Origin of the sequence: Thauera phenolivorans (assembly GCF_001696715.1) — a bacterium.
GTDB lineage: Bacteria > Pseudomonadota > Gammaproteobacteria > Burkholderiales > Rhodocyclaceae > Thauera > Thauera phenolivorans.
The window spans coordinates 402,275-417,601 of the sequence record NZ_MBFM01000005.1 but is presented as its reverse complement, the minus strand read 5'-3'; the positions used below and the strand labels follow the sequence as shown (position 1 = coordinate 417,601).

Below are 15,327 nucleotides of genomic sequence, written 5' to 3'. Positions count from 1 at the left end.
GGCGGATCAGCCCTCCGCCGGCTCCGGCGGGTGCATGCGCCGCCAGAGCTCGGGCAGAGCCTCGGCCGCGCGCATGCACAGGCGCAGGTCGACATAGCGGCTCACCTCGGTGTCGCCGGGGTTGATCTCGATCGTCGGGATGCCGAGCTGGGCGGCCCACAGCACCGGGCCGGCGATGTAGGGGAACACGCTGGTGGTGCCGATCGACACCACCAGGTCGAGCCCCGTCTCGAGCAGGTGCTCGAGACGGTCGATCTCGCGCGCCGACAGGTGCTCGCCGAACAGCACCACGTCGGGCCGCAGCAAGCCGCCGCAGCGCGGGCAGGCCGGCGGCAGCTCGAGACCGTCGAAGTCGGGCACCTCACGACCGTGATCGCACTCGGTGCAGCGCAGGCGGTGGATCGTTCCATGGATCTCGATGAGGTGCTGCGAGCCAGCGGCGCGGTGCAGCCCGTCGATATTCTGCGTCAGCACCCACACCGAATCCTTCTCCTGCTCGAGCGCGGCGATCAGCCGGTGCGCGGCGTTCGGCTGCGCGCCGCGGCAGTTCGCCTCGATCTCGGCGAGGTACTTCCAGGTGATGTCGGGGCGCTGCGAAAGGGTGCGGCCCGACAGCGCCTGCTCGATCGTCAGCCCCTCCTCGGTCAGGCGGTCGTGGTAGAGGCCACCGAGGCCGCGATAGGTCGGCAGCCCGGAATCCGCCGACAGGCCGGCGCCGGTAATGAACAGGATGCGCCGCGCGCCGGCCAGCTCGGCCGCGGCCTCGGCCAGGATGAATTCGTCCATCGTGTGCTCGCTCACGCCCGGCCGACCTCGACCAGGCAATCATAGAAGGTCGGCCCGCCGCCCATGTCGGTGGCGACCGACGAAGTCACCGCGTTGGCGTTGCTGCCGTCGCCCGAGAGCTTGCGCCACCACACCGAGGGGCTGACCACCACCCCCGGGCGCACGCCCTCGTCGATTTCCAGCCGGGCTTGGAAGTCGCCACGGTCGTTGCGGATGCGCACCCGCTCGCCCCCGGCCAGGCCGCGCGCGGCGGCGTCCTGCGGATGCATCTGCAGGCGGGGGCCGCCCTCGCCGGCGAGGAAGCGCGGCAGGTTGGCGAAGCTGGAATTGAGGAAGTTGCGCGCCGGCGGCGTGATCAGCGCGAGCGGGTAACGTGCGGCAAGCGCCGGGTTGCTCACCGGCGATTCGGCCGGTGGATGCCAGGCGGGCAAGGGGTCCAGCCCCATCTGCGCGAGCAGGCTGGAGCGGAACTCGCATCTGCCCGACGGCGTCGGAAAACCGCCCTCGGCGAAAGGCGCGACGCGCTGCGGCAGGTCGAGACGCGCCCAGCCGCGCGCGGCCAGCGCCGCCGGGCCGAGGCCGAGCGCACGCCGGTCGCTCAGCCGGAAGGCGGCCGCGGCGAGCGCGTCGTCGGACTCGAACAGCGCCGGCTCGGTGAAGCCCATGCGCGCGGCGAGCAGGCGGAACACCTCGGTGTTCGACTTCGCCTCGGCGAGCGGGGCGATCGCCGGGAAGTTGGCGACCGCGTACAGGTGGCCGTAGGTGGAATGCACGTCGCGATGCTCGAGCTGGCTGGTGGCCGGCAGCAGGATGTCGGCGTAGTCGGCGGTATCGGTCTGGAACAGTTCGTGCACCACGCAGAACAGATCCTCGCGCGCGAAGCCGGCGCGCACCCGGTTGCCGTCGGGCGCCACCGCGACCGGGTTCGCGTTGTAGATGTGGATCGCGCGGATCGGCGGGGCGGTCGCCTCGAGCAGGGCCTCGCCGATGAAGGCCATGTTGATCGTGCGCGGCCGCCGCCCGTCCGCGTGCGGATAGAGCTCGGGCCGCTGCAGCGCGCGCTGGTCGACCGGGAAGTTGCCGGAGGTCGATAGCAGCGCGCCGCCCGCCGGGTGACGCCAGGCGCCGGTCAGCGCCGGCAGGCAGGCGATGTTGCGCACCGCCATGCCGCCGCCGGCGCAGCGGTTGAGCCCGTAATTGAGCCGGATCAGCGAGGGGCTGGCGACGCCGTATTCGCGCGCGAGGCCGCGGATCGCGTCGGCGGGCAGGCCGGTGAGCGGCGCCGCCCACTCGGGGGTGAAGTCGCGCACGCGCTCGGCGAGCGCGGCGAAGCCGAGCGTGTAGCGGGCGATGTAGTCGCGGTCGAGCAGGTCCTCGGCGATCAGCACCTGCATCATCGCCAGCGCCAGCGCGCCGTCGGTGCCGGGCCAGGGCGCGAGATGCAGGTCGCACCTGGCCGCGGTCTCGCTGCGGCGCGGATCGATGCACACCAGCCTGGCGCCGCGCCGTTTCGCCTCCTGCAGGTAGCGCCAGCCGTGCACGTTGGACACCACCGGGTTCGCGCCCCAGATCAGGATCAGCTTCGCATCGACCACCGCCTCCGGGTCGGTGCCGATCGACGCGCCCACCGTCGCGCGCCAGCCGGTGGCGCCGGCCGAGGCGCAGATCGTGCGGTCGAGGAAGGACGCGCCGAGGCGGTGGAAGAAGCGGCGGTCGAGGCTCTCGCCCTGCACCAGGCCCATCGTGCCGGCATAGCTGTAGGGCAGGATCGCGCGCGGGTCGTCGGCGGCGATCGCGCCGAAGCGCGCGGCGATGGTGTCGAGCGCCTCCTCCCAGGAAATGCGCTCGAAACGGCCCTCGCCCTTGCGGCCGACGCGCTTCATCGGATGACGCAGGCGCTGGTCGGAATACACCCGCTCGAGGTAGTGCGCGACCTTGGTGCACAGCGCGCCATTGGTGAACGGCATGTCGGGCGCGCCGCGCAGCTTCACCGCACGCCCGTCGCGCACGGTGACTTCCATCGCGCAGGTGTCGGGGCAGTCGTGGCCGCAGGCGGCGCGCACCACGCGCCCTTCTTCTGTGCTCATCGCATCGCTCCGGTTCGGCCGCTGCCGCGGCCCGCTCAGCGGCGGCCGGCGGCCCGTTCGGGCGCGGTGAGCTCGAGATAGCGCCTGCGCGCCTCGTCGAAACGGGTGCGCACCTGGCCGCGCTCGCGCAGCTTGGCGTTTATCACGCTGCGCTGCGCCTCGATCTCGCCCTCGGTGTTGCGGATGTCGTCGAGCAGGGCCTGCGGCAGCCGCTCGCCGTCGCGTGCGCCGGCCTCCTCGAGCAGGGTGCGCTGGCGCTCGACCAGGGTGGTTTCGCGCGCCCGCAATTCCTCGATACTGCGGTCGATGTCGCCGAGCTCCCGCTCGCGCCGGCGCTCGATGTCGTCGGCGTCCTGGTAGGTCTCGAGCAGCGCCTGGTCGAGACGGCGCTGCTTGCGCACCGTCTCCGCCGCCACCCGCTGGCGTTCGATCTGGGCGTCGCGGCGGGCGCGCTCGTCGGCGGTCAGCGGCGCCGGAACGTAGCGGCGCACCGTGCCGGTCGGCCCCATCTCGCGATAGGCCTTGCCGTAGCAGACCGCGGGCAGGATGTCGGCGCACACTGGGCGACCATTGACCTCGCAGCAGAACACCGTATGCCCCGACTGCGCCGCCGCGGACAGCGGCGCGAGCAGCGCGAACGCACAGGCGAATTCAACGAGCCGACGCGATGCCATAGGTGGCACGGTAAGCCTTCACCGCATCGAGGTTTGCCGCCAGCTCCGGGCTGTCGGCGAGGAAGCCGATCAGGTCTTCCAGATTCGCCACTGCCACCACCGGGATGCCGTAGGTCTCGTTGACCTCCTGCACCGCTGACAGCGCGCCCTTGCCGCGCTCCATGCGGTCGAGCGCGATGACCACGCCGGCCGGCGTCGCGCCTGCGGCACGGATGATCTCCACCGACTCGCGCACCGAGGTGCCCGCCGAGATCACGTCGTCGAGGATCAACACCCGCCCCGCGAGCGGCGCGCCGATCAGCGTGCCGCCCTCGCCATGATCCTTGGCTTCCTTGCGGTTGAACGCGAAGGGCAGGTTGATCCCCTCCTCCGCGAGCCGGACCGCAGTGCCGGCGACCAGCGGGATGCCCTTGTAGGCGGGGCCGAACAGCATGTCGCAGGCGATGCCGGACGCGCGGATCGTGCGCGCGTAGAAGCCGCACAGCGCGCGGAACGAGGCGCCGTCGTCGAACAGCCCGGCGTTGAAGAAATACGGCGAGTTGCGCCCCGCCTTGGTGACGAAGGCGCCGAAGCGCAGCACGCCCTTGCGACACGCGAGGTCGATGAAATCCCGGCTAAAATCCACGATCCTTTTGCACCGCCAAAGTCTGCAATCCAGCAATGTTACGCATCATCTCCCTCAACCTCAACGGCATCCGCTCGGCCACCAGCAAGGGCTTCCTCGACTGGCTGTCGGCGCAACAGGCCGACATCGTGTGCCTGCAGGAACTCAAGGCCCAGGCCGGCGACCTCAGCGAGTCGATGCGCGCGCCCGCCGGCATGCAGGGCTGGTTCCATCACGCCGAAAAGAAGGGCTACAGCGGCGTCGGCATCTACAGCCGGCACACCCCCGACCGCGTCGTCGAGGGCCTCGGCATCGCCGACATCGACGCCGAGGGCCGCTTCCTCCAGCTCGACTTCGGCAAGCTGTCGGTGATCTCGCTCTACCTGCCCTCGGGCTCGAGCTCGGAAGTGCGCCTCAAGGTGAAGTTCGACTTCATGGACCGCTTCCTGCCGCACATGGACCTGCTCTACCAGAGCGGCCAGGAGGTGGTGGTGTGCGGCGACTGGAACATCGCCCACCGCGAGGCCGACCTGAAGAACTGGAAGTCGAACCAGAAGAATTCCGGCTTCCTGCCCGAGGAGCGCGCCTGGCTGAGCCGGCTGTTCGACGAGCAGGGCTGGATCGACGTCTATCGCAATGTTTACCCGGATGCCACCGACGCCTGCTACACGTGGTGGTCCAACCGCGGCCAGGCGTGGGCGAAGAACGTCGGCTGGCGGCTCGACTACCAGATCGCCACCCCGGGCATCGCGGCGAGCGCGCGCGAATGCAGCGTGTACAAGGCGCAGCGCTTCTCCGACCATGCCCCGCTCACGGTGGATTACGACTGGGCGCTGTAGACTGGCGCAGCGCGCGAAGCGCGCCAGCGGCGCTTCGTTGGTATCATTCCGCAAACAGGATCGGCACGCCGCCGCCGGCGAACCCCGGCGGCAACGGCCCTCACCCGGTCGGGAACGGACCATGTGCAACACTCGCAAACGTCGCTTCATCGGCCAGGTCGGGGTAGCGGGCCTGCTGCTCACTCCGCTCGCGGCGACCCTCGCCGGCTGTGCGAGCGAAAGCTGGCCGGAGGGCATGAAGCCGATCGCCTGGGATCGCGACGCCTGCGTCCGCTGCAACATGCGCATCGCCGACCATCGCTTCGCCGCCGAGCTGCGTGGCGGCCCGAAAGACGTCACCTTCAAGTTCGACGATGTCGGCTGCCTGGTTTTCTGGCTCGAAGAACAGCGTGCCCGCTTTCCGTGGATGGACGACGCCTCGACGCGAATGTGGGTCGCGGCCTTCGAGAGCCCCGGGCGGAACGAGATGACCTGGCTGGATCCGCGACAGGCCGCCTACATCGCAAAGCGCTCGCCGATGCGCTACGACCTCGCCGCGAGCAGCGGTCCCGGACCCGATACGCCCAGCCTGAGCTACGCCGAAATGCGCCGCAAGACCCTGGCGCGGGGCAAGTAGGCGATGCGCCACGCGCAGCCCCTGCCCGTCCGCGCCGCCCTGCGAGGGCTGCAGCGATGAGGCCCGCCGATCGGGTGCTCGGCGCCACGCTGCTCGCCGCCGCGCTGTTCGGGCTGAGCTTCCTCGACGCGGCCCGCCTGCGCAGCGCGCACGAGCCGGCACTGAAGCGCACCGAGGAACTCGTCACCCGCCTTCGGCTGACCGACGCCGTGCTGTTCACCGAGGCCCGATACACCCGCCACCTGTCGCAGGCCGACCTGCATTCCCCCTTCCAGGACCACCCCGTCGCCCTGGAGCACTTTCCCTCCGGCTCGCTGCTACCGCCGCCGCGTGCCCTGCTGAAACGACATGAAGCCCTGGATCGAGAAGCAGCACCATCTGATTGACTTCACCGCGCAGTCACTGGCGCGGCGCAAGGGCAAGAGCCTCGGCCTGCTGGTCGTCTACACCCTTCTGGTGTTCGTGCTCGCCTCGGTCTCGCTGTACACCCATGCCCTGCGCAACGAGGCCACGCGGATTCTTGCCGGCACCCCCGAGATCGTGCTGCAGCGCCTGATCGCCGGCCGCCACGACCTGGTTCCGCCGGGCTACGTCGAGCGCATCGGCCGCATCCGCGGCGTGCAGAAGATCGAAGGGCGGCTGTGGGGCTACTACTACGACAGCGTGCTGAAGGCCAACTACACCTTCATGGTCGCGGCCGATCGCGAGATCGCCCCGGGCGAGATCGTCGTCGGTCCGGCGCTCGAGCGCACGCGCGGGCTGTCGGAGGGCAACGGCATCTCCTTCCGTTCCTATTCCGGCGAACTGCACACCTTCATCGCCGCCGAGGTGTTGCCGCACGAGTCGGAGCTGGTGAGTGCCGACCTCGTGCTGATGAACGAAGCCGACTTCCGCCGCTTCTTCGCCTACCCGGCGGGCCACTACACCGACGTCGCGCTGTGGGTCGCCAACCCGCTCGAGGTGCGCAACGTCGGCGTGAAGCTGCTCGACGCCCTGCCCGATTCGCGTCCGATCCTGCGCGAGGAGGTGCTGCGCACCTACGCCTCGATCTTCGACTGGCGCGAGGGCATGATGCTGGCGCTGCTGTCGGCCGCCATCCTCGCCTTCGGCATCTTCGCCTGGGAAAAGGCCGCGGGGCTTTCGGCGGAGGAAAAGCGCGAGATCGGCATCCTCAAGGCGATCGGCTGGGAAACCGGCGACGTCATCGCGATGAAGTTCTGGGAAGGCTTCCTGGTCTCGCTGCTCGCCTTCCTGATCGGCTACGTCACCGCCTACCTGCATGTGTTCCACTTCGAGTTCACGCTGTTCGCGCCGGTGCTCAAGGGCTGGGCGGTGCTCTACCCGAGCTTTGCGCTCACGCCGCAGATCGACGGCCTGCAGGTGGCGACGCTGTTCGTGTTCACCGTGCTGCCCTACACCGCGGCCACCCTGGTGCCGATCTGGCGCGCGGCGACCACCGACCCTGACACCGTGATGCGGAGCTGACGCGATGCTCGAACTCGCCAACATCCGCAAGGTCTTCAACCAGGGCCAGCACAACGAGTATTGGGCGCTGAAGGGCATCGACCTCGAGATCCCGCCGGCGCAGGTGAGCGTGCTCAAGGGCCCCTCGGGCTCGGGCAAGACCACGCTGCTCACCATCCTCGGCTGCCTCGCCCGCCCCACCGAGGGCCGCGTGCGCCTGAACCGCGAGGACATCTCCGGGCTGCCCGAGCGTTTCCTGACCGAGATCCGGCGCCGCACCTTCGGCTTCATCTTCCAGCAGTTCAACCTCATCCGCGGCCTGTCGGCGGTCGAGAACATCATCCTGCCCGGCTACCCCGGCGGCACGCCGCGCGCGCAGTTGCTGGCGCGCGCCGAAGCGCTGCTCGCCGACCTGCAGCTCGCGCACCGCCGCGACGCGAAGGTGGAGTGGCTCTCCGGCGGCGAGCAGCAGCGGGTGGCGATCTGCCGCGCGCTGATCAACGACCCCGAGATCCTGGTCGCCGACGAGCCCACCGCCAACCTCGACAGCAAGCTGTCGGCCGAATTCCTGCTCATCCTGCACCGGCTGGCCGAGAGTGGACGCACCGTGATCCTCACCAGCCACGACCCGCTGGTGGTCGAGTCCGCGGTGGTCGACCGGGTGTATTCGCTGCGCGACGGCCTGCTCATCGAGGTTCAGCATGCGCGCAGGGCGGCGCCATGATCTTCCAGCCCGCGATCATCGCCCTGCTGCTGGCCGCCGGGCTGAGCCTCGCCATGCTGGCGATCGCCTCGCCCTTCGCGGTGCAGCTGATCCGTCACTGGGACCTCGGCAGCGGCAGCGAGCGCCAGTTGCAGCTCGAGCGCCTGACCTACCTGTTCTCGATGATGGTGGCGCTGGTGTGCGGGCTGCAGATCCTGTCCACGCTGCTGTTCGTGTTCAACGCGGACAAGATGTCGGTGATGTTCGTCGGCGCGATGTGCGCGGTGGGCGCGCTCAACGCCAACGCATACGGGTTTCCCGCGCTGTACGCGCAGATCGTGCTGTTCTTCTTCGCCGCGACCTGGCTGGCGATCAACCGCCTCGACAACCAGGCCCGCGACTATCCGCTCACCCGGTTCAAGTACGGTCTGTTGCTCGCCTACGCGCCGCTCGCCGCGCTCGTGCTCTACCTGCAGTTCAACTACTTCATCCGCCTCGAGGCCGACGTGATCACCTCGTGCTGCGGCAGCCTGTTCTCCGAAGAGGCCGACACGGTGGCGAGCGAGGTGAGCGCGATGGCGCCGATGCGTGCGATGGGCCTCTTTTACGTCACGCTGGGCGCGGCGATCCTGATCGCGCTCTGGCACTGGAAGTCCGCCGGGCGTCGGCGCTGGAGCGGGTTCGCGGTGGGCGCGAGCGCGGTCGCCGCTTTCTTCGCCGCACTCATCGGTGTGGTCGCCTTCGTCTCGCTCTACATCTACGAGCACCCGAACCACCATTGCCCCTTCTGCATCCTCAAGCCGGAGTATCACTACCAGGGCTACGCACTCTACCTGCCGCTGTTCGCCGCCACTGCCGCCGGCCTGGCCGCCGGCGTGCTGACGCTGTTCGCCCGCCGTCCCAGCCTCGCCGCGCTCGCGCCACGGGCCAGCGCGCGGCTGGCCGCGATCGCCGCCGCGGGCTTCGCGGTGTTCGTCGCCGTCGCCAGCTTCATGGTGCTGCGCTCGAACCTCATCCTGATCGGGTGAGACCGCTGCCGATGAAGCCCCTCCTGCCCGCGCTTGCCTGCATCGTGCTCGCCGCCTGCAGCGCGCCCGAAGCCGGCCCGAGGACCGGGGCCCCGGCACCGCGCTTCGAGGCGGAGTACCTCGACGGCAGCGTACGTCGCTTCCCCGACGACTACGCAGGCAGGCCGGTGATCCTCGACTTCTGGGCCGAATGGTGCCGCTACTGCCCGGACAGCATGCAGCGCATCGACCGCGCCCGGCGCGAGCATGCCGCTACCGGGATCGAGGTGGTCGCGGTGAACGTCGGCCAGGACCGTGCGATCGCAGCCGCCTTCATCGACCGGCTCGGCGTCGGCTATTCGGCCGTGCTCGACCCCGCGCATACGATCGCAGGGCGATACGGGGTCAGGGACCTGCCGGTGACCTTCTTCATCGACCCCACCGGGCGGATCGGCGGCCGTATCATGGGCGGGGGCGACGACAAGGCCCTCGCCGCGCAGCTTGCGCGCATCCTGCCCGACGAAGCTCGAGACAGGGCACGCTGAATGCGCGCCTCGCAGGCATCGACGTCGTCGAAACAGCAGACCACTTCCTGTACCAGACGCCGGTCGTCGCCGGCACGCCTGAGGAGACCGCCATGGATCGCAGAAACGCTCTCAAGATGTCCGTCCTCGCCAGCATCGGCCTCGCCACGGCCGGCAAGGCCAGCGCCCAGCCAGGATGTGCCGGCGACGGCACCCCGGCGCAGTTCACCCCCAGGACCGCACCCGATCCGCAGCCGCAGGTGGACGATCTCGCCAGGTACCCCAAATGCCCCTACTGCGGCATGGACCGCAAGCAGTACCACCATTCGCGCATGGTCGTGCATTACGCCGACGACCTCGCCGACGGCACCTGCTCGCTGCACTGTGCGTCGATCAGCCTGGCGCTGAACATCGATCGCGACCCCAAGGCCTTGTGGGTAGGGGACAACGCCGCCGAGGGCGACACCAAGCCGCTGGTCGAGGCGGAGAAGGCCAGCTACCTGGTCGGCAGCAAGCTGCCCGGCGTGATGACCGCGCGCAGCAAGGTCGCCTACGGCAACGCTGATGCGGCCAAGGCCGCGCAGGCCGCCCACGGCGGTGAGATCGTGGACTTCGACCAGGCGCTGCTGGCCGCCTACACCGACATGGCGGGCGACGTCGCCCGCATCCGCAAGAACCGCGCCGAGCGCCGGCGCAAGATGATGGAGCAGCAGAACAGGGGATGAAGACACTTCTTGCACTCGTCTTCGCGACCTGGACGGGCCTCGCACTCGCCCAGGCGCCGGCCGCCGAGCTGCCCGAGCCAGGCGCGAAGGATCTGTGTCCGGTGTGCGGCATGCTCGTGTCGAAGTATCCGAACTGGGTGGCGACGATCGTCTACGAGGATGGTCATGCGCACTTCTTCGACGGCGCCAAGGACATGTTCAAGTTCTGGCACGATCCGGCGAAGTACGCGACCGGCCACAGCCGCGACCAGATCGAGCGCGTTTCGGTGACCGAGTACTACGGCCTGCAGGCGATCGACGCGAGGCGTGCCTGGTACGTCATCGGCTCGGACGTGCTCGGCCCGATGGGGCACGAATTCGTGCCGCTGGCGACCGAGGAGGACGCGGCCGATTTCCTGAAGGAACACGCGGGCGCGCGCGTCCTGCGCTTCGACGAGGTCGGCGCGGAACTCCCGGCGATGCTCGATGCCGCTCGTTTCGAGTGAGCCTGCCGAGGGAGCGCCGGTGCGCACCGCCCCGCGTTCGCATCTGCTTACGCCGGGCGCATTGCCTTTAGTCCAAGCAGGGATTAGCCTGTCCCTGGATCGCAGTCGATTTCTAAAACCACTGGAGACAGACCATGAGCACGATGACCCAGCCCCCCAAAGACAAGCTCCTCGGCGACCTGAAGTCGCTGATCACGGACGCGGAAGAACTCCTCAAGCTCACGGCCGACCAGAAAGGTGAACAGCTCGGCGACCTGCGCGCCCGCATCGGCCAGCGCATGGCGGTCGCCAAGGAACGCCTGACCGACGCCGAAGGCGCCATCGTCGATTCGGGCAAGAAGGCGGTTCGCGTCACCGACGACTATGTCCATGAGAACCCCTGGCAGTCCCTCGGCGTCGCCGCCGGCGTCGCCTTCCTGCTCGGACTGCTGGTCAGCCGCCGCTGATCCGATGAGCATGGAAGAACCCCGGCCGCGCCTGTCCGAGAGCCTGCACGGCATCCTCGATGCCGGGCTGGCGACGGTACAGACGCGGCTGGAGCTTTTCGCGGTCGAGTTCCAGGAAGAAAAGCTCCGCCTCACCGGCCTCGCACTGAACACCGTGCTCGCCGGCCTGTTGCTCGGCTTCGGGCTGATCTTCCTGATGATCTTCCTCACGGTGCTGTACTGGGAAGAACATCGCCTGCTCGCGCTCGGCATTTCGACCGCGGTCTGCCTCGGCGGCGGTTTGCTCGCTGCGAGCAATGCGGCACGCGCCTTCCGCAGCGGCACCCGGCTGTTCGCCGCCAGCCTCGCCGAATTCGGGCGCGACCGCGAAGCCTTGCGCAAACCTCACTGAAGGCGAGGACGCACGCATGGCCTCACGGCAGATCGATCTCGTCCTGCGCAAGCAGCAGCTGCTGATGCGCGCCGATGTGCAGCGCGTCGACATGAGCCGCCGGCTCGCCGGCATCGACGGCGCACTCGACCGGGTCGACTCGGTACGCGAACACCTCGCCTGGGCAAAGGAGAAGATCCCGCTGCTGTCGGTCGCCCTGCTCGTCGTGCTGGCGGCAAAGCCGAAGCTCACGCTGCGGCTGGCCAAGCGCACCTGGCTGGGCTGGCTGCTGTTGCGCCAGGCGCGCGGCGGGCGCGTTCCGGCGCTGCTGACCACCGCGGTGCCGCTGCTGCGCGGGCTGATCGCGCTGATCAGGCGCCGGCTCGAGCCTTCGGCAGCAGCAGGTTCAGCAAGACGGCGACCACGCCGCACAGGCTGACACCCTGCAGGGTCAGGCCGTCGAAGTTGAGCGCCAGCCCGCCGATCCCCATCACCAGCACCGAGGACACGATCACCAGGTTGCGCGGCTCCTCGAGGTCGACCCGCGCCTTGATCAGCGTGTTCAGGCCCACGCTCGCCACCGAGCCGAACATCAGCATCATGATGCCGCCCATCACCGGCACCGGGATCGAGGCCAGCAGCGCGTTGAACTTGCCGAAGAAGGCGAGGATCACCGCGAGTACCGCCGCCCAGGTCATGATCGCCGGGTTGTAGTTCTTGGTCAGGGTCACCGCACCGGTGACCTCTGAATAGGTGGTGATCGGAGGCCCCCCGATCAGGCCGGCGAACAGCACGCCGGCGCCGTCGCCGGCGAGGGTGCGGTGCAGACCGGGCTTCTCGGTGTAGTCCTTGCCTGTCACCCCGCCGATCGCCAGCACGTCGCCGACGTGCTCGATCGCCGGCGCCAGTGCCACCGGCAGCATGAAGAGGATCGCCGCCAGCTCGAAACTGGGGGTCACGAATTGCGGCAGCACGAACCACGGCGCCGCACCGACCGCAGCAAAATCCACCAGCCCGAAGAGTACCGCCGCCAGGTAGCCCGCCCCCACCCCGCACAGGATCGGCACCAGCTTCAGGAAGCCGCGCGCGAACACCGCGACCAGCACCGTGGTGCCGAAGGAAATCCCCGCCACGGTGAGCGCCGTGGCGTAAGGCACGAGTTCGACCCTGCCGTCGCCGCTGCGTCCCATCGCCATGTTCACCCCCACCGCCGCGAGCGACAGGCCGATGATCATGATGATCGGCCCCACCACCACCGGCGGCATGTAGCGATGCACGATGTCGGCGCCGTGCTTCCACACCAGGCCGGCGAAGACGAAGTACATCAGCGACACGCAGGCGAGCGCACCCATCGTCGCCGGCACGCCCCAGGTCTGGATGCTGAAGATGATCGGCGCGATGAAGGCGAAGCTTGAGCCGAGGAAGATCGGCACCTGGCGTCCGGTGATGAGCTGGAACAGCAGGGTGCCGACCCCCGCACCGAGCAGGGCCAGCGCCGGACTCAGGCCGGTGAGCAGGGGCACCAGCACCAGCGCGCCGAAGGCGACGAACAGGATCTGGGCACCGGAAATCGCCTGCCGCCACAGCGGTTCGGCAGGCTGGACGGGAAGCTCGCGCATCAGGACTCTCCGCCCTTCGATCAGTTGTGGCGGGTGCCGAAGATCTTGTCGCCGGCGTCGCCGAGGCCGGGGATGATGTAGCCGTGCGCGTCCAGGTGGCTGTCGATGCTCGCGGTGTAGATATCGACGTCGGGATGCCTGTCCGCCATCAGCGCGATGCCCTCGGGCGCCGCCACCAGCACCAGCGCCCGCACGTGGGCGCAGCCCTTGCGCTTGAGCATGTCCACCGTCGCCACCATCGAGCCGCCGGTCGCCAGCATCGGGTCGATGATCAGCGCCATGCGCTCGTCGAGCTGGCCGACGAATTTCTCGAAGTAGGGCGCGGGCAACAGCGTTTCCTCGTCGCGCGCGATGCCGACCACGCTCACCTTCGCGCTCGGCATCATGTCGAGCACGCCGTCGAGCATGCCCAGCCCGGCGCGCAGGATGGGCACCACGGTGACCTTCTTGCCCTTGATGCGCTCGACCTCCACCGCCCCGGCCCAGCCCTCGATCGTGACCGCCTCGAGCGGAAAGTCCTGGCAAGCCTCGTAGGCGAGCAGGCGGGCGAGTTCCGCGGTGAGCTCGCGGAACTTCTTGGTGCTGATGTCGCCGTCGCGCATCAGGCCGATCTTGTGGCGCACCAGCGGATGGCGGATTTCGTGGATGGGCATGGAGGCTCCGGGCGGGCTGAACAAACCGTCTCCTTTTACCCCTCCGTCGTGACTCGCACAAGCATGCCGCTGCGCGCGAGTACGCAGGCCCGCCGGGGCCGCCGACGACGGGTGCCACGCGCTAGAATGCGAGGGCCCAATCCCCTGCCAGCCACCGCACCCGACATGAGCACAGACCTGGAAAAGATCCGCCGCGCCCGCGAAGAAGCCGACTGCCTTGCCGACGAGCAGCAGGTCGAGGCCGCGCTCGACCGCATGGCGGGCGAGATCAGCGCGCGCCTCGCGAACCGCAACCCGCTGGTCTATGCGGTGATGAACGGCGGTCTGATCTTCGCCGGGCGACTGCTGCCGCGCCTGCCCTTTCCGCTCGAGATCGCCTACCTGCATGCCACCCGCTACGGCCACGCCCTGCAGGGCAAGCAGCTCGACTGGCGCGTACGTCCGACCCAGGACCTGCGGGGCCGCACGGTGCTGGTGCTGGACGACATCCTCGATGAGGGCCACACTCTGGCGGCGATCATCGAGCACCTGCAGGCGGAGGGCGCGGCCGAGGTGTTGTCGGCGGTGCTGGTGCACAAGCTGCACGAACGCAAGGCCCGTCCCGGCATGCGTGCCGACTTCAGCGGGCTCGACATCCCCGACCGCTTCCTGTTCGGTTGCGGCATGGACTACATGGGCTACTGGCGCAACGCGCCTGGCATCTACGCGGTCAAGGGACTTTAAGGAGAGAAGCGATGCTGTTCACCTTCAGATCGGACGCCAGCGGCGACCTCCTGCTGCTCGGCGACGCCGCCAAGAAGCTGCTCGCCATCATCGGAAAGGACCCCGAGGACACCAAGGGCATCGTCACCGTGCCCCAGCTGCCCAACGCGATCGCCCTGCTGCGCGCGGCGATCGAGGAAGACCGCGCACGCCAGGCCGAGCGCGACAAACAACGCGAGGAGGACGCGGAGGAGAGCGAAGCCGATCGCGAAGCCGGCCGCACCGGCATGGCCGCGCCGGTCAGCCTCGCTCAGCGCGCCTGGCCCCTGCTCGAGATGCTCGAGGCCGCGCAGCGCGAGGAAGTCCCGGTCATTTGGGGCACCTGAGCCTCCGTCTCCGCGCCCCCCGTAGGAGCCCTGCCCCCAGGGCGATAGCAGCCGTCGTCGACCGCGCCACCGCCGCTGTCGCGCACGGGGGCGCGCTCCTACGCTGCCTGTGGCGGGCGGCGGCTCACTCCACCTGCACTTCGATCCTGCGCGGCTGCAGGTGCGCGGCCTTCGGAATGCGCAGCTCGAGCACGCCCTTGTCGAAGCGCGCGACCACCTTTTCGGTGTCGAGCTCCTTCGACAGCGTGAACACCCGCCGATAACGTGGCAGGGCGATCTCCGCGTGGGTGGCCTCCATGCCCTCGGGCAGCTCCTGCACGATCTCGCCCTCGATCGTCAGCGTCTCGGCCTCGATCTGCAGCTGCAGCTTGTCCTTGGGCACGCCGGGCAGGTCGGCGTAGACGGTAATGCCGCCGGCGTCCTCGAAGACATCGACCGCGGGCGTCAGCGCCGCCTCGTCGGCACGGGTTTCTGCGCTCCTGGCGACCGCCTTGTCCTGTTCGCTCATGTTCCGTCCTCCTTATTCGATCGCGATGCGGCGGGGCTGGACGGCCTCGCGGCGCGGGATGCTGATGTGGAGCACGCCGTCGCGGTAGCGCGCGGCGGCGGCGTTGGCGTCGACATCGTCGGGCAGGGT

At 69.2% G+C, this 15,327-nt stretch carries 22 protein-coding genes; 14 read left to right on the top strand and 8 right to left on the bottom strand.

Going from position 1 to position 15,327, the window contains the following annotated elements; genetic code table 11:
• Nucleotides 1-6: 6 nt before the first annotated feature.
• Genes BB334_RS14995 through pyrE form a run of 4 tightly spaced genes read right to left on the bottom strand, consistent with a single transcriptional unit; the run spans nucleotide 7 to nucleotide 4,172 of the window.
• Complete coding sequence (locus tag BB334_RS14995) at nucleotides 7-786, bottom strand: NAD-dependent deacylase (RefSeq protein ID WP_068809294.1); 780 nt, start codon at nucleotides 784-786, stop codon at nucleotides 7-9.
• 11 nt (nucleotides 787-797) lie between these two features.
• Nucleotides 798-2,873 (bottom strand): molybdopterin-containing oxidoreductase family protein, encoded by a 2,076-nt coding sequence (locus BB334_RS14990; protein ID WP_083200450.1) that lies wholly within the window; start codon nucleotides 2,871-2,873, stop codon nucleotides 798-800.
• A 35-nt stretch (nucleotides 2,874-2,908) separates the two neighbouring features.
• Nucleotides 2,909-3,547, bottom strand: coding sequence for a hypothetical protein (locus BB334_RS14985; RefSeq protein WP_068809293.1), 639 nt, complete (start codon nucleotides 3,545-3,547; stop codon nucleotides 2,909-2,911).
• Complete coding sequence (gene pyrE, locus BB334_RS14980) at nucleotides 3,525-4,172, bottom strand: orotate phosphoribosyltransferase (RefSeq protein ID WP_068809292.1); 648 nt, start codon at nucleotides 4,170-4,172, stop codon at nucleotides 3,525-3,527. The genes BB334_RS14985 and pyrE overlap by 23 nt, the downstream gene beginning before the upstream one ends.
• A gap of 35 nt (nucleotides 4,173-4,207) precedes the next feature.
• Between pyrE and BB334_RS14975 the strand changes: the two genes are divergently transcribed.
• The 12 genes from BB334_RS14975 (at nucleotide 4,208) to BB334_RS14920 (ending at nucleotide 11,769) form a co-directional block, all read left to right on the top strand.
• A complete protein-coding gene (locus tag BB334_RS14975) occupies nucleotides 4,208-4,990 on the top strand; it encodes an exodeoxyribonuclease III (protein ID WP_068809291.1) in 783 nt (260 codons plus the stop codon).
• Between the two features lie 121 nt (nucleotides 4,991-5,111).
• Nucleotides 5,112-5,606: a hypothetical protein gene (locus BB334_RS14970; protein WP_068809290.1), complete on the top strand. Its 495-nt coding sequence runs from the start codon at nucleotides 5,112-5,114 to the stop codon at nucleotides 5,604-5,606.
• Nucleotides 5,607-5,662: 56 nt separating this feature from the next.
• Complete coding sequence (locus tag BB334_RS14965; protein ID WP_068809289.1) at nucleotides 5,663-5,992, top strand: hypothetical protein; 330 nt, start codon at nucleotides 5,663-5,665, stop codon at nucleotides 5,990-5,992.
• Complete coding sequence (locus BB334_RS14960; protein ID WP_068809288.1) at nucleotides 5,955-7,091, top strand: ABC transporter permease; 1,137 nt, start codon at nucleotides 5,955-5,957, stop codon at nucleotides 7,089-7,091. Before BB334_RS14965 ends, BB334_RS14960 begins: the two co-directional genes overlap by 38 nt.
• Nucleotides 7,092-7,095: 4 nt before the next feature.
• Nucleotides 7,096-7,794, top strand: a complete 699-nt coding sequence (locus tag BB334_RS14955; RefSeq protein ID WP_068809287.1) for an ABC transporter ATP-binding protein — start codon at nucleotides 7,096-7,098, stop codon at nucleotides 7,792-7,794.
• Nucleotides 7,791-8,801: a hypothetical protein gene (locus tag BB334_RS14950; protein WP_068809286.1), complete on the top strand. Its 1,011-nt coding sequence runs from the start codon at nucleotides 7,791-7,793 to the stop codon at nucleotides 8,799-8,801. The genes BB334_RS14955 and BB334_RS14950 overlap by 4 nt, the downstream gene beginning before the upstream one ends.
• A gap of 11 nt (nucleotides 8,802-8,812) precedes the next feature.
• Entirely contained in the window at nucleotides 8,813-9,325 is a 513-nt protein-coding gene (locus BB334_RS14945) for a TlpA family protein disulfide reductase (RefSeq protein ID WP_068809285.1), read from the top strand.
• A gap of 92 nt (nucleotides 9,326-9,417) precedes the next feature.
• A complete protein-coding gene (locus tag BB334_RS14940; protein WP_068809284.1) occupies nucleotides 9,418-10,029 on the top strand; it encodes a nitrous oxide reductase accessory protein NosL in 612 nt (203 codons plus the stop codon).
• Nucleotides 10,026-10,514: a nitrous oxide reductase accessory protein NosL gene (locus BB334_RS14935; RefSeq protein ID WP_068809283.1), complete on the top strand. Its 489-nt coding sequence runs from the start codon at nucleotides 10,026-10,028 to the stop codon at nucleotides 10,512-10,514. Before BB334_RS14940 ends, BB334_RS14935 begins: the two co-directional genes overlap by 4 nt.
• 134 nt (nucleotides 10,515-10,648) lie before the next feature.
• Complete coding sequence (locus BB334_RS14930) at nucleotides 10,649-10,960, top strand: DUF883 family protein (protein WP_068809282.1); 312 nt, start codon at nucleotides 10,649-10,651, stop codon at nucleotides 10,958-10,960.
• A gap of 10 nt (nucleotides 10,961-10,970) precedes the next feature.
• Complete coding sequence (locus BB334_RS14925) at nucleotides 10,971-11,351, top strand: phage holin family protein (protein ID WP_088179199.1); 381 nt, start codon at nucleotides 10,971-10,973, stop codon at nucleotides 11,349-11,351.
• Between the two features lie 16 nt (nucleotides 11,352-11,367).
• Entirely contained in the window at nucleotides 11,368-11,769 is a 402-nt protein-coding gene (locus BB334_RS14920; protein ID WP_068809280.1) for a YqjK family protein, read from the top strand.
• On the opposite strand, the gene BB334_RS14915 is transcribed toward BB334_RS14920, so the two are convergent.
• Nucleotides 11,702-12,949 (bottom strand): uracil-xanthine permease family protein, encoded by a 1,248-nt coding sequence (locus BB334_RS14915; RefSeq protein ID WP_068809279.1) that lies wholly within the window; start codon nucleotides 12,947-12,949, stop codon nucleotides 11,702-11,704. The genes BB334_RS14920 and BB334_RS14915 overlap by 68 nt on opposite strands.
• A 20-nt stretch (nucleotides 12,950-12,969) precedes the next feature.
• On the bottom strand, nucleotides 12,970-13,602 hold the full coding sequence (upp, locus tag BB334_RS14910; RefSeq protein ID WP_068809278.1) for a uracil phosphoribosyltransferase: 633 nt from the start codon (nucleotides 13,600-13,602) through the stop codon (nucleotides 12,970-12,972).
• Nucleotides 13,603-13,767: 165 nt separating this feature from the next.
• Here upp and BB334_RS14905 point away from each other — a divergent pair, with 165 nt between their 5' ends.
• Both BB334_RS14905 and BB334_RS14900 read left to right on the top strand, forming a co-directional pair.
• Complete coding sequence (locus tag BB334_RS14905) at nucleotides 13,768-14,325, top strand: hypoxanthine-guanine phosphoribosyltransferase (RefSeq protein ID WP_068809277.1); 558 nt, start codon at nucleotides 13,768-13,770, stop codon at nucleotides 14,323-14,325.
• An 11-nt stretch (nucleotides 14,326-14,336) separates the two neighbouring features.
• Nucleotides 14,337-14,690 carry a DUF1840 domain-containing protein gene (locus BB334_RS14900; protein ID WP_068809276.1) on the top strand — a complete coding sequence of 118 codons (354 nt, stop codon included), beginning with the start codon at nucleotides 14,337-14,339 and terminating at the stop codon, nucleotides 14,688-14,690.
• Nucleotides 14,691-14,814: 124 nt separating this feature from the next.
• On the opposite strand, the gene BB334_RS14895 is transcribed toward BB334_RS14900, so the two are convergent.
• Both BB334_RS14895 and BB334_RS18920 read right to left on the bottom strand, forming a co-directional pair.
• Nucleotides 14,815-15,198 (bottom strand): Hsp20/alpha crystallin family protein, encoded by a 384-nt coding sequence (locus tag BB334_RS14895; RefSeq protein WP_068809275.1) that lies wholly within the window; start codon nucleotides 15,196-15,198, stop codon nucleotides 14,815-14,817.
• A 12-nt stretch (nucleotides 15,199-15,210) separates the two neighbouring features.
• On the bottom strand, nucleotides 15,211-15,327 hold a 117-nt coding region (locus BB334_RS18920), incomplete at its 5' end, for an Hsp20 family protein (protein ID WP_158014424.1).